This window comes from Pseudomonas sp. RW409 (assembly GCF_003184125.1).
Classification (GTDB): domain Bacteria; phylum Pseudomonadota; class Gammaproteobacteria; order Pseudomonadales; family Pseudomonadaceae; genus Aquipseudomonas; species Aquipseudomonas chlororaphis_I.
This window is the reverse complement of the sequence record NZ_QHHP01000042.1, coordinates 950,370-972,701: the sequence shown is the minus strand read 5'-3', so window position 1 is coordinate 972,701 and position 22,332 is coordinate 950,370. Positions and strand designations below refer to the sequence as shown.

The 22,332-nt window shown below is 63.8% G+C and carries 17 protein-coding genes; 10 read left to right on the top strand and 7 right to left on the bottom strand.

The features are described 5' to 3' along the window. Positions 1–58: 58 nt before the first annotated feature. Together DK261_RS31515 and aqpZ are read left to right on the top strand one after the other, a co-directional pair. Complete coding sequence (locus DK261_RS31515; RefSeq protein WP_110177413.1) at positions 59–1,891, top strand: ABC transporter ATP-binding protein; 1,833 nt, start codon at positions 59–61, stop codon at positions 1,889–1,891. A gap of 388 nt (positions 1,892–2,279) precedes the next feature. Continuing rightward, positions 2,280–2,978, top strand: a complete 699-nt coding sequence (gene aqpZ, locus DK261_RS31510) for an aquaporin Z (protein WP_009047606.1) — start codon at positions 2,280–2,282, stop codon at positions 2,976–2,978. Between the two features lie 15 nt (positions 2,979–2,993). On the opposite strand, the gene DK261_RS31505 is transcribed toward aqpZ, so the two are convergent. Together DK261_RS31505 and DK261_RS31500 are read right to left on the bottom strand one after the other, a co-directional pair. After that, the gene (locus tag DK261_RS31505; RefSeq protein ID WP_009047605.1) at positions 2,994–4,118 is read right to left on the bottom strand and encodes a GNAT family N-acetyltransferase; all 1,125 of its coding nucleotides are present in this window, start codon (positions 4,116–4,118) and stop codon (positions 2,994–2,996) included. A 45-nt stretch (positions 4,119–4,163) separates the two neighbouring features. Then, entirely contained in the window at positions 4,164–5,051 is an 888-nt protein-coding gene (locus tag DK261_RS31500) for a LysR family transcriptional regulator (RefSeq protein ID WP_110177411.1), read from the bottom strand. Between the two features lie 119 nt (positions 5,052–5,170). Between DK261_RS31500 and DK261_RS31495 the strand changes: the two genes are divergently transcribed. The 8 genes from DK261_RS31495 to mtr all read left to right on the top strand — a co-directional run bounded on the left by DK261_RS31495 (position 5,171) and on the right by mtr (position 14,143). After that, positions 5,171–6,538 carry an MFS transporter gene (locus DK261_RS31495; RefSeq protein ID WP_009047603.1) on the top strand — a complete coding sequence of 456 codons (1,368 nt, stop codon included), beginning with the start codon at positions 5,171–5,173 and terminating at the stop codon, positions 6,536–6,538. Continuing rightward, a complete protein-coding gene (locus DK261_RS31490; protein ID WP_028681883.1) occupies positions 6,519–6,920 on the top strand; it encodes a hypothetical protein in 402 nt (133 codons plus the stop codon). Before DK261_RS31495 ends, DK261_RS31490 begins: the two co-directional genes overlap by 20 nt. Before the next feature lie 14 nt (positions 6,921–6,934). Further along, positions 6,935–7,882 (top strand): flavin reductase family protein, encoded by a 948-nt coding sequence (locus DK261_RS31485; protein WP_110177409.1) that lies wholly within the window; start codon positions 6,935–6,937, stop codon positions 7,880–7,882. A 13-nt stretch (positions 7,883–7,895) separates the two neighbouring features. Further along, positions 7,896–9,197, top strand: coding sequence for a Rieske 2Fe-2S domain-containing protein (locus DK261_RS31480; protein WP_028681881.1), 1,302 nt, complete (start codon positions 7,896–7,898; stop codon positions 9,195–9,197). Next, complete coding sequence (locus tag DK261_RS31475) at positions 9,190–9,660, top strand: aromatic-ring-hydroxylating dioxygenase subunit beta (protein WP_009047599.1); 471 nt, start codon at positions 9,190–9,192, stop codon at positions 9,658–9,660. Before DK261_RS31480 ends, DK261_RS31475 begins: the two co-directional genes overlap by 8 nt. A gap of 18 nt (positions 9,661–9,678) precedes the next feature. Further along, positions 9,679–11,388 carry an NAD(P)/FAD-dependent oxidoreductase gene (locus DK261_RS31470; RefSeq protein WP_110177407.1) on the top strand — a complete coding sequence of 570 codons (1,710 nt, stop codon included), beginning with the start codon at positions 9,679–9,681 and terminating at the stop codon, positions 11,386–11,388. 36 nt (positions 11,389–11,424) lie between these two features. Continuing rightward, positions 11,425–12,768: an amidase family protein gene (locus tag DK261_RS31465; protein WP_110177405.1), complete on the top strand. Its 1,344-nt coding sequence runs from the start codon at positions 11,425–11,427 to the stop codon at positions 12,766–12,768. Positions 12,769–12,865: 97 nt separating this feature from the next. Next, a complete protein-coding gene (mtr, locus tag DK261_RS31460) occupies positions 12,866–14,143 on the top strand; it encodes a tryptophan permease (RefSeq protein ID WP_101281969.1) in 1,278 nt (425 codons plus the stop codon). A 96-nt stretch (positions 14,144–14,239) separates the two neighbouring features. On the opposite strand, the gene DK261_RS31455 is transcribed toward mtr, so the two are convergent. The 5 genes from DK261_RS31455 to hrpA all read right to left on the bottom strand — a co-directional run bounded on the left by DK261_RS31455 (position 14,240) and on the right by hrpA (position 22,320). Next, positions 14,240–15,583: an OprO/OprP family phosphate-selective porin gene (locus DK261_RS31455; RefSeq protein WP_110177403.1), complete on the bottom strand. Its 1,344-nt coding sequence runs from the start codon at positions 15,581–15,583 to the stop codon at positions 14,240–14,242. Between the two features lie 443 nt (positions 15,584–16,026). Continuing rightward, a complete protein-coding gene (locus tag DK261_RS31450) occupies positions 16,027–16,260 on the bottom strand; it encodes an anti-sigma factor (RefSeq protein ID WP_009047594.1) in 234 nt (77 codons plus the stop codon). Beyond that, a complete protein-coding gene (locus DK261_RS31445; protein ID WP_009047593.1) occupies positions 16,254–16,868 on the bottom strand; it encodes an RNA polymerase sigma factor in 615 nt (204 codons plus the stop codon). Before DK261_RS31445 ends, DK261_RS31450 begins: the two co-directional genes overlap by 7 nt. Positions 16,869–16,968: 100 nt before the next feature. Beyond that, positions 16,969–18,090: a beta-ketoacyl-ACP synthase III gene (locus DK261_RS31440; protein ID WP_009047592.1), complete on the bottom strand. Its 1,122-nt coding sequence runs from the start codon at positions 18,088–18,090 to the stop codon at positions 16,969–16,971. A 336-nt stretch (positions 18,091–18,426) separates the two neighbouring features. Further along, complete coding sequence (hrpA, locus tag DK261_RS31435) at positions 18,427–22,320, bottom strand: ATP-dependent RNA helicase HrpA (RefSeq protein WP_110177401.1); 3,894 nt, start codon at positions 22,318–22,320, stop codon at positions 18,427–18,429. Positions 22,321–22,332 lie beyond the last annotated feature (12 nt).

The window sequence follows — 22,332 nt, the reverse complement described above, 5'->3', positions numbered from 1 at the left end:
ACACGGCGCTGCGCCTGCTTACTGATAAGGAGAGCCCGCCACGCGGGCGTCAGATCCCATGCTCTATCGTCGTTTTGAACAGCTGATCGATATTTTCCGCGACGCTCCCACTGCCGCTCCCCCCAACCGCGTACTGCCCTTCTACCTCTATTACATCAAGCAAGTCTGGCCGAGCTTCGTCGCCCTGCTGGTGGTCGGCCTGTTCGTCGCGCTGATCGAAGTGTCGCTGTTCAGCTACCTGAGCACGATCATCGACCTGGCCCAGGGCACGCCCAATGTCGAGATCTTCAAGACCCACGGCCTCGAGCTGGCCTGGATGGCGGTGGTCGCGCTGATCTTCCGACCGCTGTTCGTCGCCCTGCACGACCTGCTGGTGCACCAGACCATCAGCCCGGGCATGACCAGCCTGATTCGCTGGCAGAACCACAGCTATGTGCTCAAGCAGAGCCTGAACTTCTTCCAGAACGACTTCGCCGGGCGCATCGCCCAGCGCATCATGCAGACCGGCAACTCGCTGCGCGACTCGGCGGTGCAGGCGGTGGACGCGCTGTGGCACGTGCTGATCTATGCGGTCAGCTCCCTGGTGCTATTCGCCGAGGCCGACTGGCACCTGATGATCCCGCTGCTGATCTGGATCGCCAGCTACATCGGCGCGCTCTGGTACTTCGTGCCCAGGGTCAAGGAACGTTCGGTGATTTCCTCGGACGCCAACTCCAAGCTGGTCGGCAGGATCGTCGACGGCTACACCAACATCACCACCCTCAAGCTGTTCGCCCACACCCACTTCGAGCAGAACTACGCGCGCGAAGCCATCGGCGAGCAGACCGAGAAAAGCCAGCTGGCCGGGCGGGTCATCACCAGCATGGACGTGGTGATCACCGCCATGAACGGCCTGCTGATCGTCTCCACCACGGGCCTGGCCCTGTGGCTGTGGACCCAGTCGCTGATCTCGGTCGGCGCCATCGCCCTGGCCACCGGCCTGGTGATCCGCATCGTCAACATGTCCGGCTGGATCATGTGGGTGGTCAACGGCATCTTCGAGAACATCGGCATGGTCCAGGACGGCCTGCAGACCATCGCCCAGCCCATCAGCGTCAGCGACCGCGAACAGGCGCCGCGCCTGGCGGTGGCCAGCGGCGAAGTGCGTTTCGAGCATGTGGATTTCCACTACGGGAAAAAGACCGGGGTCATCAGCGACCTCAACCTGACCATCCGGCCCGGGGAAAAGATCGGCCTGATCGGCCCGTCCGGCGCCGGCAAGTCGACCCTGGTCAACCTGTTGCTGCGGCTCTATGACCTGGAGAGCGGGCGCATCCTGATCGACAACCAGAACATCGCCGACGTGACCCAGGAAAGCCTGCGCGAACGGATCGGCATGATCACCCAGGACACCTCGCTGCTGCACCGTTCGATCCGCGACAACCTGTTGTACGGCAAGCCCGACGCCACCGACGAGGAGCTCTGGGAAGCGGTGCGCAAGGCCCGCGCCGATGAGTTCATCCCATTGCTCTCCGACGCCCAGGGCCGTACTGGCTTCGATGCCCATGTCGGCGAGCGCGGGGTGAAACTCTCCGGCGGCCAGCGCCAGCGCATCGCCATTGCCCGGGTGCTGCTCAAGGATGCGCCGATCCTGATCATGGATGAGGCCACCTCGGCCCTGGACTCGGAAGTCGAGGCGGCGATCCAGGAAAGCCTGGAGACCCTGATGCAGGGCAAGACCGTGATCGCCATCGCCCACCGGCTCTCGACCATCGCCCGCATGGACCGCCTGGTGGTCCTGGAAAAAGGCCGCATCGCCGAGACCGGCAGCCATGCCGAGCTACTGGCCCACGGTGGCCTGTATGCGCGCCTGTGGCAGCACCAGACCGGAGGCTTTGTCGGTATCGACTGACCTGTAGCCCTGTAGCCGCTGCCGAGCCTTCGAGGCTGCGATCGGCTTGGGCGGCATTCCGACGAAGCAGTCGCAAACCGGCGAATGCGCTCCTTCAGGCAGATCACGGTTGCAAGATTTACGACCGCTGCGCGGCCGATCGCAGCCTTCGGCAGCGGCTACAAGGGGGCGGCTACTTCAATCACTACCCGCCCATCGCAGGCTGCGCCGGCGTCTACAGAAAAACGCCAGGACCCTTTACATCGGGCCCTGGCGTTTTTTTTTCGCACTGGATTTGTAAAAAAAGCCTGCTGTACTGAGCCTAGGTTCTGGACCAGGGCCTGCGGCCAGCCTGCACGGCCGCATCACGGCTTTATCGCATCGATAGTCGACCTAAAAGGATAACTTCATGTCTCTGTTCAAACGTTCAGTCACTGAGTTGTTAGGTACCTTCTGGCTGGTATTGGGTGGTTGTGGCAGCGCCGTACTGGCGGCCGCGTTCCCGGAGGTCGGCATCGGCCTGCTCGGCGTGGCGCTGGCCTTCGGTCTTACCGTCCTGACCATGGCCTTCGCCATCGGCCATATCTCCGGCTGTCATCTCAACCCCGCGGTGTCCGTCGGCCTGGTGGTGGGCGGGCGTTTTCCGCTCAAGGAACTGCCCGCCTATGTCATCGCGCAAGTGCTCGGCGGGGTGATCGCCGCGGCGCTGCTGTACTTCATCGCCAGCGGTAAGCCGGGCTTCGAGCTGGCCAGCGGGCTGGCTTCCAACGGTTATGGCGAACACTCGCCGGGAGGCTATTCACTGGCGGCGGGTTTTGTCAGCGAGCTGGTGATGACCGGGATGTTCGTGGTGATCATCCTCGGCGCCACCGATAAACGTGCGCCGGTGGGCTTCGCGCCAATCGCCATCGGCCTGGCGCTGACACTGATCCACCTGATCTCGATCCCGGTGACCAACACCTCGGTCAACCCGGCGCGCAGCACCGGGCCGGCCTTGATCGTCGGTGGCTGGGCGATCCAGCAACTGTGGCTGTTCTGGCTGGCGCCGATTCTCGGCGCGGTGGTCGGCGGTGGCATCTACCGCTGGCTGGGCAAGGAAGACAGCTGAAAATCACCCCGAGGGTCACGCCTGCCGATACGGCAGCGCGGCCCTCGCCTCTTCGGCGTAAGCCAATACGCCCGCCCGCTCCTGCCGAAGAAAATCCTCCACCGCCGCTTTCAGGCCGGGGTGGCGCAGGTAGTGCCAGGACCGGGTGATCACCGGCTCGAACCCCCGAATCAACTTGTGCTCGCCCTGGGCTCCGGCGTCGAAACGCTGCATGCCCTGGGCGATCGCATAGTCCATGCCCTGGTAGAAACAGGTTTCGAAATGCAGGCGATCGAACTCCGCCAGGCAGCCCCAGTAACGCCCGTAGAAACTGTCGCCACCGATCAGGCTGAAGGCCATGGCCACCGGCCTGGCGTTCTGCTTGGCCAGCACCACGCGGATGGCCTCGGGCATGCGTTCGGCCAGCAGGCTGAAAAAGGCCCGGGTCAGGTAGGGTGACTGGCGCCGCACCGCATAGGTGTTGGCGTAACAGGCGTAGACAAAATCCCACTGTGCTTCGCTGAGCTGCCGGCCTTCAAGCCACTCGAACTCGATACCCTGCCCCGCCACCTGTTCGCGCTCCTTGCGCATCTGTTTGCGCTTGCGCGAGCTGAGGCTATCGAGAAAGTCCTGGAAGTCCCGATAGCCACGGTTCTGCCAGTGGAACTGGCAACCCAGGCGCTGCAACCAGCCGTCCTGCCCGGCCAGGGCGGCATCGGTAAAGGCATCGGTGAAGTTGATATGGGCGCTGGACAGCCCTTCGATCTCCAGGTAACCGGGCAGGCTTTGCAGCAGTTCGAGGCCGTCTTCCAGGCTCGCCGCCAGCAGCCGCGCGCCGCTGACCGGGCTGAAGGGCACGGCGCTCAGCAGCTTGGGGTAATACTCGATGCCAGCCCGGGCGCAGGCGTCGGCCCAGCCATGGTCGAACACGTACTCACCGTAGGAATGCCACTTGCGGTAGCTGGGCAACGCCGCGATCAGGCGCCCGTCTTGCACATGCAGCAGGTGCTCGGCCTGCCAGCCGGAACGCGGGCCGAGGCTGCCGCTGTCTTCCAGCGTGCTGAGAAAGGCGTGGCGCAGAAACGGCTGGCCGTCACTGAGCAGGCCGTCCCATTGCTGCGGATCGACGGCGGCCAGGCTGGTCAAGGATTGCAACGGCATTGGGTTCCCCACAAGTGATGCCACGAACGCGCCGAGTATCGCCGATCACTGCCCCAGGTGCAGCAACAGGAAATCGATGAACGCCCGCGACTTGTGCGGCAGGTGCGAACTGTTGGGAAACACCACGTTCACCGACTGCGAAGGCAAGGCGTAGTCGGGCAGCAGGCGCACCAGCCGGCCGCTCGCCAGGTCGTCCTCGACCACCCAGCCGGGCAGTACCGACACCCCCAGGGACGACAGGGTCATGGCGCGAATGGCGGTGGAAGAATTGGACTCGAAATGATTGGGCCCGCTGACCTCGACCTGGCCCAGTTGCGGGTGGCTCAGGGTCCAGGTGGTCGGCCCTTGCAGGTTGCTGTTGGCGATCCACGGCACGCTGTTCAGGTCCAGGGGCTCGACCACCGGATGGCGCGCCAGAAAGTCCGGGCTGGCCACCAGGACGATGTCGTAGTCGGCCAGCTTGCGGCTCTTGAAAGCCGAGTCGGCGAGGTTGCCCAGGCGGATCACCAGGTCGAGTTTTTCCGCCACCAGATCATTCAACGAAGAGTTGAAGTTATAACAAAGACGGATCTCCGGATAACGTTCGGTGAACTTGGAAATGATCGGCAGTATATAGCGTTCGCCATACTCGCTAGTTGAACTGAAACGCAACTTACCGGAAATACGATTATGCCCGTGCAGGACATTTTCGAAGGCATTGTCGATATCCGCGACAATGCCCTTGAACTCGTTATAAAAGTCCTGGCCTATTTCCGTCAGGGATATATTGCGGGTATTGCGGATCAACAGGGTCGCCGACAAAACTTCCTCGAGCGCCTTGACATGCAGGCTGGCCATGGCTTTGCTGATGCACAGGTAATTGGCCGCCTTGGTATAGGAACCGAAATCGACAACCGCCAGGAATGTCTGGACGCGATTTAGATGCGTGTGCATGTTATAGCTCACTGTTTTTGTAAATCATTGTTAAATCCCATCAAACAATGTTTCAAGTATAGGCGTATCGACACCCTCGGTCTATCGCTCCTATGATCCCGCCGCAAAAGGGAGATCATATGACTTATCGCTACAAAGTGGCTCTTATATTCCTCATCGGATTCTTTATCGACTGTATAAACATATTCATGTCGGCCGTGGCTTTACCGAGTATTGCCCATGACATGCAAGTCTCGACTTCATCCGTGGCCTGGGTGGCCAATGCCTATATTCTCGGCCTGACCCTGATCATTCCGGTAAGCACCTGGCTGGCCGGACGATTCGGCAGCCGCGAAACCCTCACTGCCTCGATGCTGGTGTTCAGCACCGCCGTATGGATGTGCGGGATGGCCGGCAGCTTCCATGAGCTGGTGATCTGGCGCTTCGTCCAGGGCATCGGCGGCGGCTTGCTGATCCCGGTGGGCCAGGCCCTGACCTTCAATCTGTTCCAGGGCCCGCAGCGGGCCAAGATCTCCACCCTGGTGATGGCCGTCGCCCTGATCGCCCCGGCCATCTCGCCGACCATCGGCGGCGTGATCGTCGACAGCAGCTCCTGGCGCTGGGTGTTCCACAGCAACATTCCGTTCTCGCTGATCGCCGCCGCCCTGTCCTGGTTGTGGATCAAGGAAGCCCGGCCCGCCAGCCTGGCGCGCCCGGACATCAAGGGCCTGCTGCTGGTCAGCGCGGCCCTGGGCAGCCTGCTGATGGGCATGTCGCTGTACGGCGGCGACTACCCGCCGCTGGCCGCCCTGAGCTGCCTGATGCTGGGGGTCACCTGCGTGGTGCTGTATGTCCTGCACTACCGCCGCTGCGACAACGCCATCGTCGAGTTGAGCCTGCTCAAGAGCAAGAAGCTCAGCACCTCGATCTTCATCTACTACGCGATTCCCGGGGTGTTCACCGGGGTCAACCTGCTGAGCATCTTCTTCCTGCAGAACAGCCTGCACTTCAGCGCCAAGCTGACCGGCATGTTCATGATCCTCTACGCCAGCGGCGCCTTCATCGCCATGCTGGTCTGCGGCCGGGTCTACAACCGCTTCGGCGCCCGGCGCCTGTTCACCCTCGGCATGCTCCTGCACAGCGCCGGCATCGCCACCCTGTACCTGGTCGACAGCGCCGCCGACCTGCCGATCATCGTCATCGCCTACTGCCTGATGGGCATCGGCGGCGGCATCGGCGCCAACACCGCGCAAACCACTTCGCTGATGGACTTCGAAGGTGCCGATACCCACAAGGGCAGCGTGATCTGGAACATCAACCGGCAGATGTCCTTCAGCATCGGCGCTGCGCTGTTCCTGATGATCTACAACCTGCTGCTCGCCAGCCTGGCGTCTACCCCGGCCTATCACCTGACCTTCGTCATCGCGGCGGTGATGGGTCTGTTACCCCTGTTGCAGATGAGCAACCTGACCACGCAAAAGGAATGTCATGCACAACACAATCGTTGAACAGGCCAAACACAGCATCCATGCGGTCCACGAGCTGATCCACGCGGTCTTCACCGACCTGGACGGCAACGGCGCCGCCGCCATCGACCGCCTGCTGCCGGCCTTCGCCGAACACTTCAGCATGGTCACCACCGCGGGCGCCATCGTCAGCCGCGAGCAGGTCGAACAGATGTTCCGCGGCGCCGTCGGTGCCCGCCCCGGCCTGGAGATCCTCGTCAGCGACATGCACACCGTCTGGCACGAAGGCCACAGCGCGGCGATCCGCTACAAGGAAACCCATCGCCTGGAGCAGAAGGAAACCTCACGCCTCTCGGTGGTGGTGATCCGGATCCATGAGCACTCGGCCCAGTGGCTGTACCTGCATGAAACACCGTTAAGCTGACAGCGAGTCACCCCATGAATTACCAGATCACCCAGTGCCTGATGCTCTCGCCAAGCATCAAGGAAATCACTCTGGCGCCTCTTGTGCCGACCCCCTGCGAGGCCACCGCCGGGGCCCACTTCAAATGGTGGATTCCCCAACTCGAGCAATGGCGTCACTACTCCCGGGTCGAACTGGCCGAACATGAGCTGCCCCAGGGCAGCCTGGTGTTCGCCATTCGCCTGAACCCCGACTCGCCCAGCAGCGCTTATATCCGCCAACTGAGCGTTGGCGACCAGGTACGGCTCGACGGCCCGTTCAATGCCTTCGACTACCAACTGGACGACAGCGACGGCGCCGACATCGCCCTCGCCGGCGGCATCGGCATCACGCCGTTGACCGGCATCCTCGGGCATCTGCGAGCCCGGCAGCGCCCGGCGCGGCTGCACTATTTCGCCAAGAGCGCGGACGACGCTGCCTACGCCGCGCAGATGCGCGAGCTGTTGCAGGACAGCCTGAGCCTGCACTGCTCCGACTCGGCCGAGGGGCGCCCGTCGGTGGCCGCGGTGCTGGGCCAGTTGCAGCCCCGGGATCGCCTGTATGTGTGCGGCCCGCAAGCCATGCTCAACGATGTATTCAGCCATGCCCAGAGCCTGGGCTTTCCTCGCGAACGCATCCACTTCGAAATCTTCAACACCACCCTGGCGGAAGACGAACCCGGCTTCGCCGTGCATGCCGCGGACTCCGGCATCGACCTGCGGGTGCAGCCCGGCCAGTCCCTGCTCGACGCCCTCGAAGAGGCCGGCCTGGAGCCGCTCTACGACTGCCGTCGCGGCGAATGCGGGGTGTGCGAGCTGGACGTGCTGGAAGGTGAGGTCGATCACCGCGATTTCATCATGAGCCCGCAGCAGGCCGCCTGCAGCAACAAGATCTACCCCTGCGTATCCCGGGCCAAAGGCCCAAGCCTGAAACTGGTCATCTAAAGAGAGAACCTCGTTGGACAACTACTTCAACGGCAAGGAAGTGCATCGCACGCTGTTCCTTGATCCGTCGCTCTTCGAGCGAGAACAACAACAGGTGTTCGCCGCCAGCTGGTGCTACCTGGGCCATGAAAGCCTGGTCCCGGAAACCGGCGACTTCTTCACCGGCGACATCGCCGGCCAACCGCTGGCCATGGTCCGGCAGAAAAACGGCGAGATCGTCGTGCTGCACAACCGCTGCCCGCACAAGGGCGTGAAAGTGCTGGCCGAGCCGCAAGGCAATGTCGGGCGCTTTATCCGTTGCCCCTATCACGCCTGGACCTTCAAGACCGACGGCCAGCTGCTGAGCATCCCGGTGAAAAAAGAATACGACGACTGCGACCTCAGCAGCTGCGCCGCCCACAAGGGCATGCAGCCGGTGGCCGCGGTGGAGAACTACCGGGGCTTTGTGTTCGTGCGCCTGAAGGAACAGGGCGTCGGCTTTAGCGAGTTCTTCGGCGACTCGCTGTCGACCCTGGACAACATGGTCATGCGCTCGCCCCAGGGGCAGTTGCGCGCCATCGGCCAGCCCCTGCTGCACCGCCATCGCTGCAACTGGAAGATGGTGGTCGACAACCAGACCGACACCTGTCATCCGATGGTCGCCCACGAATCCTCGGCCGGCGAAGCCATTCGCCTGTGGAAGGAAACCGGGCATGACGGCCAGCCGCCGATGGCCGTTGAACTGTTCTCGCCGTTCATGGCGTCCTACGAGTTCTTCAGCGCCATGGGCATCCGCACCTGGCCCAACGGCCATGGCCATACCGGCGTCAGCAACTCGATCCACAAGGCCTATTCCAGCATCCCCGGTTACTGGGAGCTGATGGTCGAGAGCTACGGCGAAACCCAGGCCGCGGCGATCCTCGACGATACCCGGCACAACACCGTGTATTTCCCCAACCTGATGGTCAAGGGGCCAATCCAGACCCTGCGGGTGATCCGCCCGGTCTCGGCCAGCGAGACCGTGGTCGAGTCGTGGATCTTCGAGCTGGTGGGCGCGCCGGTGCAGTTGCTGGAAAGAACCGTGCAGTACAACAACCTGATCAACTCGCCGTGCTCGATGGTCGCCCACGACGACGTGGAAATGTACGAGCGGGCCATGGACGGGCTGCGCAGCCAGGCCAACGACTGGGTGAATGTCGCCCGCCTGTTCGAACCGGGTGAATCCCATGAGCAGACCCAGGTGGTGTCCGGCACCAGCGAACGGGCCATGCGCAACTTCTACAACACCTGGCAGCAGCTGATGCAGGCCCCAGACGGATCGACCGCCCATGGATAACTCGCCCCTCGAACAGCTGATCTACCAAGAGATCGCGCTTCTCGACCAACAGGATTTCGACGCCTGGCAACAGCTGCTGTGCGACGACTTCCACTACTGGATTCCGCTGCGCCACGATCAACCCTGCCCGTTGCGCGAATCCTCCCTGCTGTATGAGGACCGTTTCCTCACCACCCTGCGCATCAACCGCCTGGCCAGCGCCCGCAACTTCTCGCAGCAGCCCAAGAGCCGCAGCCTGCACATTGCCCAGCGGCCGGCGATCAGCCTCGACCCGGACGGCCTCAGCGCCCGTTGCCTGACCCCCATGCTGTATTGCGAGGCCCGTGGCGACAGCGAATGGCATTACCCGGTGACCGTGGAGCACCAACTGCTGTGCCTCGCCGGCCAGTGGAAAATCCAGCGCAAGAAAGTCCTCCTGCTCAATCCGTCCCGCGCGTTTGAAAGCCTGCAGCTCATCATCTGATTTCCGAGACCCTTACCTGTGAACTCCTCCCACTCCGGTTTCGAAGAAACCCAAGGCACCCGCTCGTTCCCCAACATCGACCTGTTGTACGACTATGGGCAGTTCCTGCGCCGTGCCACCCAGGCCATCGGTCACCTGCCACCGGCGATCGCCGACAAGCACATCGGCATCGTCGGCGCCGGCCTCAGCGGCCTGATCGCGGCCTATGAACTGCTGCGCGCCGGCGCCACCCGCATCACCCTGTTCGAAGCCTCGAAAGACCACCTCGGCGGGCGTTTCCTGACCCAGTGCTTCGACGAAACCCAACCGCAGTTCATCGCCGAGATGGGCGCCATGCGTTTCCCGCCGAGCGAAGTCGGCCTGTTCCATTATCTGGACCGCTTCGGCATCGGCACCACCGAGGCCTTCCCCGACCCTGGCGTGGTCGACACTGAAATCCACTACCGCGGCGAAACCCACCACTGGCCGGCCGGGGAAAATCCACCGCCGATCTTCAACACCGTGCACCGCGGCTGGAACGCCTTTCTCAAGGAGGGCGTGCGCCTGGACGACGGCACCTTCCTGGCGCCGCCGCTGCTGCTCACCGAGCTGCTGGAAAAGCAGCAATACGCCGAAGTGCAGCCGGAGTGGCAACGCTACCTGGACTGCTTTGGCGATCACTCTTTCTACTCGGCCATGGTGCAGATCTTCACCTCGAAAAACCCACCGGGCGGCAAGCGCTGGCGCAAGCCGGAAGATTTCCACCTGTTCGGTTCCCTGGGCATCGGCTCGGGTGGTTTCCAGTCGGTGTACCGAGCCTCGTTCACCGAGATCCTGCGCCTGGTGATCAACGCCTTCGAAGTCAACCAGCGGCTGGTGCCCAACGGCATTTCCACGCTCTGGGAGCGGATCGCCGACGAGGAATTCCATGGCATCGCCCTGCGCGACCGGATCTGCCGCACCCGCATCGAATCCATCAGCAAAGGCGCCGACGGGCAGATCCTGCTGCAGGGCTGCAACGGTGAAACCTATGGCTGCGACCGGGTGATCACCACCGCCACCACCCGCGCCCTGCAAGTCAACATGCGCCTGACCCAGGCCGAGCAGTTCGTCAATCGCGATGTCGCCCGGGCGATCAACGAAACCCACATGGTCGGCTCGTCCAAGCTGTTCATCCTGACCCGCGACAAGTTCTGGCTCAAACATGGCCTGGCGCAGAACATCCAGACCGACACCCTGGTCAAGGGCGTCTACTACCTGGACTACGCCCCGCAGGACCCGGACTCCTGGGGCGTGGTGCTGATCAGTTACACCTGGGAAGACGACTCGCACAAAATGGTCTCGATGACCGACAAGGTCCAGCGCTGCAAGCGCCTGGTGGACGAACTGGCGATGAGCGCGCCGGAGTTCGCTAGTCACCTGGTGCCGCTGAACGGCGACTACCAGCGTTACGTGCTGGAATACGACTGGCTCACCGACAAGCAGGCCCTGGGCGCGTTCAAGCTGAACTTCCCGGGCGACGACCTGTACTCCCAGCGCCTGTTCTACCAGTTCAAGACCGCCCTCGACCCGCAGCAGGACACCGGCCTGTACCTGGCCGGCTGCGGCAGCTCGTTTACCGGCGGCTGGGCCGAAGGCGCGGTGCAGACCGCCCTGAACGGCGCCTGCGCGGTGATCGCCAGCCTCGGTGGCGAACTGCTGGAAGGCAACCCGCTGTTCGATCTGCAATCGCACTTCCGCTATTGCTGAGCCCAGGCCCCCACCGACTTTCGTTGAGACTTTTTCATGTACAGCCAGCTTTCGATCGAAGCGCTCGTTGACGGGTTTCGCCAGGGCAAGCTCTGCCTGGACTCCTGGCACCGCACGCTGCTCGAGCAATACGCCGACGCCGGGCACCTGAACAGCTTCATCAGCTTCGCCCCGCAGGCGTTCAGCGGCGACACCGGCACGCCAGAGCAGCGCCAGTTGCCGCTCTACGGCATCCCGGTTTCGTTCAAGGACAACATCAATGCCAGCGGCCTGCCGACCACCGCCGGCACACCCGGCCTGGCCGACTACCAGCCGGCCGCGGACGCCGGCATCGTCCAGCGCTTCAAGGCGCTGGGCGCGCGGGTCGCCGGCAAGAACAACATGCACGAGCTGTCGTTCGGCGTGACCTCGGCCAACCTGAGCTACGGCGCGGTGGTCAATCCGCGCCACCTGCAACACAGCGCCGGCGGCAGCAGCGGCGGTTGCGCCGCGGCCGTGGCCGCCGGCCTGGTGCCCTGCGCGGTGGGCACCGACACCGGCGGCTCGGTGCGAATTCCCGCGGCCTTCTGCGGCGTGGTGGGTTTCCGCCCGAGCACCGGGGTCTACCCTGGCGACGGCATTGTCCCGGTGTCCCAGACCAAGGACTCGCCGGGCCTGCTGACCCGCAGCCTGGAAGACGCGCTGTTCGTGCACCGGCAGCTGACCGGTGCTTCCTGCGCCGCGCCGATCGAGCCCAAGCGCCTGCGCATCGGCATTCCCCAGCAGTTCTTCTGGTCCGAGCTGGAGACCAAGGTCCACAGCGACTGCCGCGCGGCGATCGATTGCCTGGCCGATCAGGGCGTGGAGATGGTGCCGGTGGACGACCGCCTGATCGGCGAGATCAACGAAAGCATCCAGTTCCCGCTGCCGATCTTCGAGTTCTTCATCGACTTCCCGCGCTTCCTGCTGAAGGCCGGCTGCGGCGAGCGGTTCCTCGAGATCCTGGCGCAGATCCGCGACCCACAGATCAAGAAGACCCTTATGGCGCAGTTGGAGAGCCCGGCCATTTCCTATGAGGACTACGTGCAGGCCTTGATGAGCAAGATCCGCCTGGATCGCGAATACGCCGGGCTGTTCCAGCAGCACCGGCTCGACCTGATCGCCTACCCGACCGTCAGCTGCACCGCGCCGCTGCTGAGCGACAGCGGCGCTCAGGAGCATTTCGAGCGTTTCGTACGCAACACCGATCCGGCCAGCAACCTGGCGGCGCCGAGTGTCAGCGTACCGGTGGCCGCCGCCGGCAGCCTGCCGGTAGGCCTGTCGTTCGACGCCTTGCCCGGGCAGGACGACCGGCTGCTGCACATGGCGCAGCAACTGAGCCGCCTGCTGGCTCTGCGCTGAGTCGCCGCCCGGGTGTGCGGGAGCCGGCCTGCCGGTTTCCCGCTGCCCGAGGCGCACCCTCGCTACCTCCAATAACAATTTCATTGCAGGCCTTGCCATGCGCGGTACGTCCATCGCTTCATCCCCTTCAACCTCCCATCGCACGGTCGCCGAACGCCGGCCCTCGGTCATCGGCGGCGCCATGATCATCGGCGGCACCATTGTCGGAGCCGGCATGTTCTCGCTGCCGGTGATGATGTCGGGGCTGTGGTTCCAAGGCTCCCTCGCGGTGCTGGTGCTGTCGTGGTTCTGCACCCTGCACTCGGGGCTGATGATCCTCGAAGCCAACCTCAACTACCGGCCGGGGGCGAGTTTCTCGACCATCACCCGCGACCTGATCGGCCGGCGCTGGAGCCTGTTCAACGGCGCCACCCTGGTGTTCGTCCTGTACATCCTGACCTATGCCTATATCTCGGCCAGCGGCTCGGTGATCCGCCACACCGCCCACACCCTGGGCCTGGAGATTTCCTCGCGCAACGGCGGCCTGCTGTTCGCCCTGGCGGTGGCCCTGGTGGTCTGGCTCAGCACCGCGGCGGTCAGCCGCATCACCACCCTGGTGTTCGGCGCCAAGATCCTTGCCTTCTTCCTGACCTTCGGCGGCCTGCTCGGCCATGTGCAGCCACAGGTTTTGCTCGATCGCGGCAACCCGCAACCGGACTACCTGCCCTATCTGTTCATGACCCTGCCGTTCTGCCTGACCTCCTTCGGCTTTCACGGCAACGTGCCGAGCCTGATGAAGCACTACGGCAAGGACCCGCAGCGCATCCGCAACTGCCTGCTGATCGGCACCCTGATCGCCCTGGTCCTGTACACGGTGTGGATGCTCTGCACCATGGGCACCCTGCCCCGCGATCAGTTCAAGGACATCGCCCGCCAGGGCGGCACCATCGATGTATTGATCAGCGCCCTGGGCAGCATGCTCAACAGCGCCCGGGTCGACCTGCTGCTCACCCTGTTCTCCAACTTTGCCGTGGCCTGTTCGTTCCTCGGCGTCACTCTCGGCTTGTTCGACTACATCGCCGACTCCCTGGGCTTCGACGACAGCCCCCGGGGCCGCCTGAAAAGCGCGCTGGTCACCTTCGCCCCGCCGATCGGCTGCGCGCTGATCTGGCCGGAAGGCTTCATCCTCGCCATCGGCTTCGCCGGCCTGGCGGCGACCGTCTGGGCGGTGATCACCCCGGCCCTGCTCGCCCATGCCTCGCGCAAACGCTTCGCCAGCCCGCTGTACCGGGTCTGGGGTGGCACGCCGATGATCGTCCTGGTGCTGCTGTTCGGCCTGGCCAATGCCCTGGCCCACCTGCTGTTCAGCTTCGACCTGCTGCCGGTCTGGCGTTAGCCGGGAGCCGGGCAAAAAAAACCCCGCCGGAGCGGGGCTGAAACGAAAGGAGCTTTAACGGATGAGAAAGAGCTCTTTACAGCAAGTGCAGCGGCATCAGAACACGTACTGCGCGCGAACGATGAAGCCGTCGCCGTCGTCGTCGCCGGTACGCGCGGCTGGAGTACCACCGCTGGCGGCCGTGGCGTTGGTGACCTTGTCGGTCTTGGCCTTGACGTAGGTGGCGGAGATTTTCACTGCTTCGTTGGCGTACCAGTTCACACCCAGGTTGTGCACCTTGACTTCGGCATCGCCGACGTCGCGGGTCAGGCTGGCGGTGGTGATGTTGTCGTCTTCGACGGTCATGCTGTCGTAACGATAGAACAGTTCCCAGGCACCGAAGGCTTTGTTGGCCGGCTTGATGGCGTCGAACTTGCCAACCTTGTAGCCGCGGGATTCGCCGGTCAGGGTGTAGGCGCCCTGCACGTAGAAGCCATGGCCCTTGATGTCTTCGTAGGCGTTGGAATCAGCCTTGGTCTTGCGGGTGATGTATTCACCCTGGATCGAGGCCGGGCCCATGGCGAACGCGGCTTCCAGACCAAAAGCGGTGTCACGGTCGTAGGAGCCGGCTGGCGAACTGGAGCTGCCGCCCAGCACCGGACGGTTGCCGTTGGTGCCGGCATCGTTACCACCCAGGGTCTCGACGCCACGCATGCCCATGCGGGTGCGATAACGGGAGTCGAAAGCGGTGTCGGAGACATCGCGCGAAGCCACGTTCACACCGAAGTGCAGGACGTTGCCGGCATCGTGCATCGGGGCGAAGACGAAGCGACCGTTGACCTGCTTGACGCTGTCGCCGTCGGTGTCGTCGGTGTCCTTGCTGAACACGCCGGCCGAGGCATAGAAGGAATCGGCGAAGGTGCTGGAAGCTTGCAGGCCCATGCCGTTCTGGTGGGTGTTGGCCCAGTCGACCATGTCGTAGGCGATGTTACGTTCCGGCGCGGTGACCCACTTGGAGCTGGTGGCTTTTTCCAGGCCGAAGTCCGGGTCGAAGCGACCAACCTTGATCGACACCGGCTTGAAGCCGTTGTAAGCCAGCGAGGCTTCGTCGAAGTAGCCGTTATCGGAGTCGCCGGTGTTGTGGGAGAAGTCGTAGTTGATGGTGTAGGCCCAGTCGGTGTACAGCACGCCGGACAGTTCGAGGAACGCGCGACGGAAGTAAGCGGCGTCGGCGGTGTCACCGTTCTTGGTGTAGACACCGTCGAAGCGGCTGTAGTCGGCTTGCAGGCGACCACCGAGCTTGAAGCTGAACTCTTTGTCTGTGGTGGCGACCTCAAGGCCGCCCTTGGTCTTGACTACGATATCGGCGCCATCGGTGGTGACGGTGCCAGCGAAAGCCTGGGCGGTAACTGCCAGGGCCAGGGCGCTGGCGGCAAAACCGGCGAAGTGCTTACGGATCATCGAAGATTTCCCCTAATTGGTGGTCTGTAGCGCTGGAAAAAACACGCGAGTCAGGCCCGCTTGTGTTGGGAGGGAATCTTGGCGGCGGGTTATTTCAGGGGAGTTGCTGATAGATAAAGATTTGATGACAGCGGAACTTTTTTACTTCCAAACGAAATAAGGCAAAAAGCCTGTACTAGAGCCTTGGGCGGGGGATTTTGGAAAAAACGGGATCCAATGTAGCCGCTACCACAGGCTGCGATCGACCCGGGCCGTGTTCGGAGAACGGCCGCGGCGACTTCAAGATCGCTGAAGGCCTTCGGCCTTATCGCAGCCTGCGGCAGCGGCTACAGGAATTGGTATGCCTTGCAGGCGTTGGTGTAGCCGCTGGCGAAGCCTGCGATCGAGCGCGAAGCGGTCGCGCTCTTGAGGCTTCAGCGGCTACGGGAGGATGGTCGGGTGAATCAGGCGTTGCGCTTGCGCTCGGCGGCCAGGCGTTCGGCCAGCGCATCAACATCGGCGACAGGCGCTTCGGGCATCTTGCGCAGGGTGGCCTGCATCAGGCGCATCTGCCGCAGGAAGCGCCGGCAATTGGGGCAGAACAACAGGTGATGGCGCTGGATCAGGCGCTGGCGAAAGCTCAGCTGACCATCGAGATAGTCGCTGGAGCGTGCCACTTGTTCCTTGCAGGTCAGCATTGGCCGGTCTCCTCGAAGTGCTCCACCGTGGCAAAAATCTTCAGCCGCGCCCGGTGCAGCAGCACCCGGACATTGGAGAGGGAAATGTCCAGAAGATTACAAATCTCCTCCAACTCCAGGCCCTGGCGCTCGCGCAGGGTCAACACGCTGCCCTGCAGTTCCGACAGGCTCAGCAAGGTGTGTTCCAGGCATTCGCGCAGCTCGGCCTCGGTGAGCAGGGCTTCCGGGGTGTCGGCGTGCCAGGCGAACGGCGCCACCAGCCAGTGACCGTCAGCGGAAGAAAAACGCTCGTCGCCAATGGTGCCATGGGGGGACGGCAAGTCATCCAGCAGGACTTCCCGACGATTTTGTTTGTAGCGGCTTTTCGCCGAGTTGGCGGTGATGGTCAACAGCCAGGTCTTGAGGCTGGAGCGCCCCTGGAAACCCGCCAGGTTGCGCACCACCGACAGCCAGGCATCCTGCACCACTTCGTCGGCGTGGCGCTGGCCGACAATGGCGTAGGCCACGGCGCGCATCGCGCTCTGGTAGGTACTGACCAGTTCCTTGTAGGCCTTTTGCTCGCCGGCCAACAGGCGTTCAAGCAGTTGCGTGTCGTCAGCTGCGGACATTCATGCCTCGTAATCGGAATCAGGGATCGCAGCCGCCCAGCGCCGCCGGCCTATGCAGGAGCCGACGGCCAGCGCTCAGCGGCTGCGATCCATAAGACTGTCAACGCTTGCGCAGAAGCACACTGCCAATCGAATAACCGGCGCCGAACGAGCTGAGCACCGCCAGCGAGCCGCTGGGCAGGTCGTCCTGGTTCTTGTGGAAAGCGATCACCGAACCGGCCGAACTGGTGTTGGCGTAGGTGTCGAGAATCACCGGCGCTTCCTCTTCGGTGGCTTCGCGGCCCAGCAGTTTCTTGACGATCAGGTGGTTCATGCTGAGGTTGGCCTGGTGCAGCCAGAAACGCTTCACGTCGCTGACGTTCAGCTGGTTTTCCTGCAGGTGCTCGGCGATCAGTTCCGCCACCATCGGGCAGACATCGCGGAACACCTTGCGGCCTTCCTGCACGAAGAGTTTGTCCGGCGCGCCGATGCCCTCTTCCGCGGCGCGGTTGAGGAAGCCGAAGTTGTTGCGGATGTTGTTGGAGAACTTGGTCAGCAGCTTGGTGCTGATGATGTCGAACTGGTACGGCGAGGTGGCCAGGTCAGCCCGTTCAATAATCACCGCGGTGGCTGCGTCGCCGAAGATGAAGTGGCTGTCGCGGTCACGGAAGTTCAGGTGGCCGGTGCAGACTTCCGGGTTGACCATCAGGATCGCCCGGGCCTGGCCCAGTTGCACGCTGTTGCAAGCGGCCTGGATGCCGAAGGTGGCCGAGGAGCAGGCCACGTTCATATCGAAACCGAAACCGGCGATGCCCAGGGCTTCCTGGACTTCGATGGCGATGGCCGGGTAGGCGCGCTGCAGGTTGGAGCAGGCGACAATCACCCCGTCGATGTCCGCGGCGGTCCTGCCAGCGCGTTGCAGGGCCTGTTCGGCGGCGCCGATGGCCATCTGGCAGAGCACCGACCATTCGTCGTTGGAACGCTCGGGCAGACGCGGGGTCATGCGCTGCGGGTCGAGGATGCCGTCCTTGTCCATGACAAAGCGGCTTTTGATGCCGGAGGCCTTCTCGATGAAGGCCGCGCTGGATTCGGTCAGGGCCTGAACGTCGCCGCGCTCGATCGCTTGCGCGTTGTCGGCGTTGAACTGATGCACGTAGGTGTTGAAAGACTCCACCAGCTCTTCGTTGGAGATGCTGTTGGCCGGGGTGTACAGGCCAGTGCCGCTGATGACGACGTTATGCACGGTCGTTCCTCTATTCTGTTCAGGCAGAAGGTATTGGCACCGTCGTACCAAACCGTAAATGGTCTATCCCGACTGGCGGAATAGGACCTGACATCGCTTTATTCCGCTTTGCCCGGGCGGCGAACGCTCAAAACCGCGGGGCCGGCATTTATAACGGCGAAGTTTGCCATAAACGCCGGCGTTTGGCCCTATCGGCAAGCGTAATCGCCCCTATCACAGATCGCTGTAGCCGCTGCCGCAGGCTGCGATCGACCTCGAAGAGGGCGTGCTCCCTGAGATCGCGGGAAGGTCCTTCGGACCTTATCGCAGCCTGCGGCAGCGGTTACAGGCGTCGTATCAGGCTTCCACCTGGCTCCACTGCTTGTTCAGGCGCTTGTCGGAAATCGGCGCCTTGGTGCCCAGTTGCTGGGCGAACAGCGACACTCGATATTCCTCCAGCCACCAGCGGTACAGCTCCAGCTGCGGGTCGCGCTTGCCTTCCTGGGCATGTTTGCCGGCGCGGGCCTGGTACTGGTTCCACAGGCCGGCCAGTTCGGTACTCCAGACCCGGTCCTTCTGCACCTGGCTGCCGAGTTTCTCGAAACGCAGCTCGACGGCCTTGAGGTAACGCGGCAGCTCCTTGAGCCATTGCGCCGGGGTCTCGCGGACAAAACCCGGATACACCAGGTGGCTTAGCTGCGACTTGATGTCGTTCAGCGCCACCGCCTGGGCCAGGTCGATCCTGCCCTTGAAGCGCTTTTGCAGGCTGTGCCAGAGCTTGAGGATATCCAGGGTCAGGCGCGCCAGGCGCTCGGCGTGTTCGGTCCAGCTGCCGCGCTTGCGTTCGGCCAGCGACGCCAGGCCGGCGCCATCCCGGGGCAGGCTGTCCTCGCCGTCCAGCACGCAGCTGTCGAGGCTGGCCAGCAGGATGTCCTCCACCAGGGCGTCGACGCGCCCCAACTCGCGATACAGCAGGCCCAGCTCGGTCAGCCCCGGCAGCTTGTTGCGCAGGAACTTGGCCGGCTCGGCCAGCTGTTGCAGCAACAGGCGCTGCAAGGCGCGACGATGCTGGAACTCGGCCTCGGCCGGAGTGGAGAAACGCCCCTCCTTAACCGTGCCCCCCTCTTCTACCAGCGCCGGATACACCGTCATCGACAGCCCGGCGATCTTCTGCTGGGTTTTCTCCGCCACCGCAGCGAACACCTTGGCCTCCACCGGCTGCTGGCTTTTCGCGGTTTGCGGCACGGCCAGGGCGGCCTGGCTGGCTTCGGCGAAGCGCGCGGTCAGCTCGGCCAGGTCGCGGCCTTCGCCGAGGAACTTGCCCTGGGCGTCGACGATTTCCAGGTTCATCCGCAGGTGGCTTTCCACCTGTTGCGCCGACTCGGCCCAGGCCTCGTCGCTGACCCGTGCCCCGGTCATGCGCAGCAGCTCGCGACCCAGCGCCTGGGGCAGCGAGCCCTGGGCGAAATCGATACGCGCCAGGGCCGCCTTGACGAAGTCCGGCACCGGCACGAAGTTCTTGCGCAACGCCTTGGGCAGGTTGCGCACCAGGGCGATGCACTTGGCTTCCACCAGCCCCGGCACCAGCCATTCCAGACGCTCGGCGGGCAAGGCCGGCAGCAACGGCGCCGGCACCCGCAGGGTCACGCCGTCCCGTGGATGGTTGGGCTCGAAGTGGTAACTCAGGGCCAGTTCCAGATCGCCGATCTGCAAGGTGTCCGGGTACTGCATGGCGGTGACTTCGCTGGCCTCGCGGGCCAACACGTCTTCCTCACGCATGATCAGCAGCTGCGGGTCTTTCTGGCTGTGCACCCGGTACCAGCTGTCGAAGGTCGCGGTCTGGTGGATCTCCGCCGGCAGGCGCGCGTCGTAGAAGGCGAACAGGGTTTCCTCGTCGGCGAGGATGTCGCGGCGCCGGGCCTTGGCTTCCAGTTCGTCGAGCTGTTCCAGCAAGCGCGTGTTGGCACTCAGGCACTTGGCCTTCGACTGGATCTCGCCACGCACCAGGCCTTCACGGATAAACAGTTCGCGCGACACCACCGGGTCCACCGGGCCGTAATGCACCGGGCGGCGGCCGACCACGATCAGGCCGAACAGGGTGATCTGCTCGTAGGCCACCACCTGCCCGCGCTTCTTCTCCCAATGCGGTTCGAAGTGGTTCTTCTTGATCAGGTGCCCGGCCAGCGGCTCGATCCAGTCCGGTTCGATCTTCGCCACCATGCGCGCGTAGAGCTTGGTGGTTTCCACCAGCTCGGCGGTCATCAGCCACTGCGGACGCTTCTTGCCCAACCCGGACGACGGGTGCACCCAGAAGCGCCGCTGGCGAGCACCGAGGTAGTCGCCCTCCTCGGTCTTCTGGCCGATCTGGCTCAACAGGCCGACCAGCACCGCCTTGTGCAGTTTCGGATAGTCGGCCGGCTCCTTGTTCAGGCTCAGCTGCAGGTCGCGGCAGATCAGGCTCAGTTGGCGATGAGAGTCGCGCCACTCGCGCAGTCGCAAGTAGTTGAGGAAATTCTTGCGGCACCAGTTACGCAGCGGGCTGGCGGTCAGCGCCTGGCGCTGCTCTTCGAAACCGCGCCACAGATTGACCAGCCCGGCGAAATCCGAATCCGCGTCCTTCCATTGCGCGTGGGCCTGGTCGGCCGCCTGCTGGCGCTCCGGCGGCCGCTCGCGCGGGTCCTGGATCGACATGGCGCTGGCGACGATCAGCACTTCCTGCAGGCTGCCCAGCTTCGCCGCTTCCAGCAGCATGCGGCCCATGCGCGGGTCCACCGGCAGCCGCGCCAACTGGCGGCCCAGCGGCGTCAGCTGGCTGTTGCGGTCCACCGCCGAGAGTTCTTGCAGCAGGTTGAAACCGTCGCTGATGGCCTTGCCGTCCGGCGGCTCGATAAAGGGGAACGCGGTGATTTCACCGAGGCGCAGATGGAGCATCTGCAGGATCACCGCCGCCAGGTTAGTGCGCAGGATCTCCGGGTCGGTGAATTCCGGACGGCCGTTGAAATCTTCTTCGCTGTACAGGCGCACGCAGATGCCCGGCTCGACCCGGCCGCAGCGGCCTTTACGCTGGTTGGCGCTGGCCTGGGAAATCGCCTCGATGGGCAGGCGCTGGACCTTGGCCCGGTAGCTGTAGCGGCTGATGCGCGCGGTACCGCTGTCGATCACGTAGCGGATGCCCGGCACGGTCAACGAGGTCTCGGCGACGTTGGTCGCCAGTACCACCCTGCGGCCCGGGTGCGACTGGAAAATCCGCTGCTGCTCGGCCGGCGACAGGCGCGCATACAACGGCAGGATTTCGGTGTGCTTGAGCTGGGCCTTGCGCAGCATCTCGGCGGCGTCGCGAATCTCCCGCTCGCCCGGCAGGAACACCAGCACGTCACCCGGGCTGCGACGCTCGCTGCGCTCATGGGCGGCGATTTCGTCGAGGGTGGCGAGGATCGCCTGGTCCACCGTCAGGTCGTCCTCGACCCGGTTGCCCTCTTCGTCCTGCTCCAGGGTCAGCGGGCGGTACCAGGTTTCCACCGGGAAGGTACGGCCGGAGACCTCGACGATCGGTGCATCGTCGAAATGCTTGGAGAAGCGCTCCAGGTCGATGGTCGCCGAAGTGATGATGACCTTGAGGTCCGGACGCCGCGGCAGCAGGGTCTTCAGGTAGCCCAGGAGGAAGTCGATGTTCAGGCTGCGCTCGTGGGCTTCGTCGACGATGATCGTGTCGTAGCGTTCCAGGTAGCGGTCGTTCTGGGTTTCCGCCAGCAGGATGCCGTCGGTCATCAGCTTGATCAGGGTGTTCGAGTCGCTCTGGTCCTCGAAGCGCACCTGGTAACCCACCAGGGCACCTAGCGGCGTCGCCAGCTCTTCGGCGACCCGGCTGGCCACGCTGCGCGCGGCGATCCGCCGAGGCTGGGTATGACCGATCAGGCCGTGCTGGCCGCGACCGATTTCCAGGCAGATCTTCGGCAGCTGGGTGGTTTTACCCGAGCCGGTTTCGCCGGCGATGATCAGCACCTGGTGCTTTTGCAGCGCCGCCTTGATCTCGTCGCGCTTGGCGGCGATCGGCAGGCTGTCGTCGTAGCGAATCGACGGCACGCTGGCGCGCCGCGCCGCCACCTGGGCGCAGGACGCCTGCATGCGTTCGACCCACTGCCCAAGCTTGGCCTCGTCGGGTTTCTTGCGCAGCTCAAGCAGCTGCCGGCGCAACCGGTGGCGGTCGGCGAGCATGGCTTGGTCGAGGTTTTTCAGCAGTTGGTCGGTCATAAAGGCAGCTAC

Bases quoted from the DNA above. Each gene is read 5' to 3' on its own strand.
- DK261_RS31465 (WP_110177405.1), top strand. From the start codon at position 11,425: ATGTACAGCCAGCTTTCGATCGAAGCGCTCGTTGACGGGTTTCGCCAG.
- DK261_RS31475 (WP_009047599.1), top strand. From the start codon at position 9,190: ATGGATAACTCGCCCCTCGAACAGCTGATCTACCAAGAGATCGCGCTT.
- hrpA (WP_110177401.1), bottom strand. From the start codon at position 22,320: ATGACCGACCAACTGCTGAAAAACCTCGACCAAGCCATGCTCGCCGAC.
- DK261_RS31450 (WP_009047594.1), bottom strand. From the start codon at position 16,260: ATGCTGACCTGCAAGGAACAAGTGGCACGCTCCAGCGACTATCTCGAT.
- DK261_RS31515 (WP_110177413.1), top strand. From the start codon at position 59: ATGCTCTATCGTCGTTTTGAACAGCTGATCGATATTTTCCGCGACGCT.
- DK261_RS31500 (WP_110177411.1), bottom strand. From the start codon at position 5,051: ATGCACACGCATCTAAATCGCGTCCAGACATTCCTGGCGGTTGTCGAT.
- mtr (WP_101281969.1), top strand. From the start codon at position 12,866: ATGCGCGGTACGTCCATCGCTTCATCCCCTTCAACCTCCCATCGCACG.
- DK261_RS31455 (WP_110177403.1), bottom strand. From the start codon at position 15,583: ATGATCCGTAAGCACTTCGCCGGTTTTGCCGCCAGCGCCCTGGCCCTG.
- DK261_RS31495 (WP_009047603.1), top strand. From the start codon at position 5,171: ATGACTTATCGCTACAAAGTGGCTCTTATATTCCTCATCGGATTCTTT.
- DK261_RS31445 (WP_009047593.1), bottom strand. From the start codon at position 16,868: ATGTCCGCAGCTGACGACACGCAACTGCTTGAACGCCTGTTGGCCGGC.
- aqpZ (WP_009047606.1), top strand. From the start codon at position 2,280: ATGTCTCTGTTCAAACGTTCAGTCACTGAGTTGTTAGGTACCTTCTGG.
- DK261_RS31485 (WP_110177409.1), top strand. From the start codon at position 6,935: ATGAATTACCAGATCACCCAGTGCCTGATGCTCTCGCCAAGCATCAAG.
- DK261_RS31490 (WP_028681883.1), top strand. From the start codon at position 6,519: ATGCACAACACAATCGTTGAACAGGCCAAACACAGCATCCATGCGGTC.
- DK261_RS31505 (WP_009047605.1), bottom strand. From the start codon at position 4,118: ATGCCGTTGCAATCCTTGACCAGCCTGGCCGCCGTCGATCCGCAGCAA.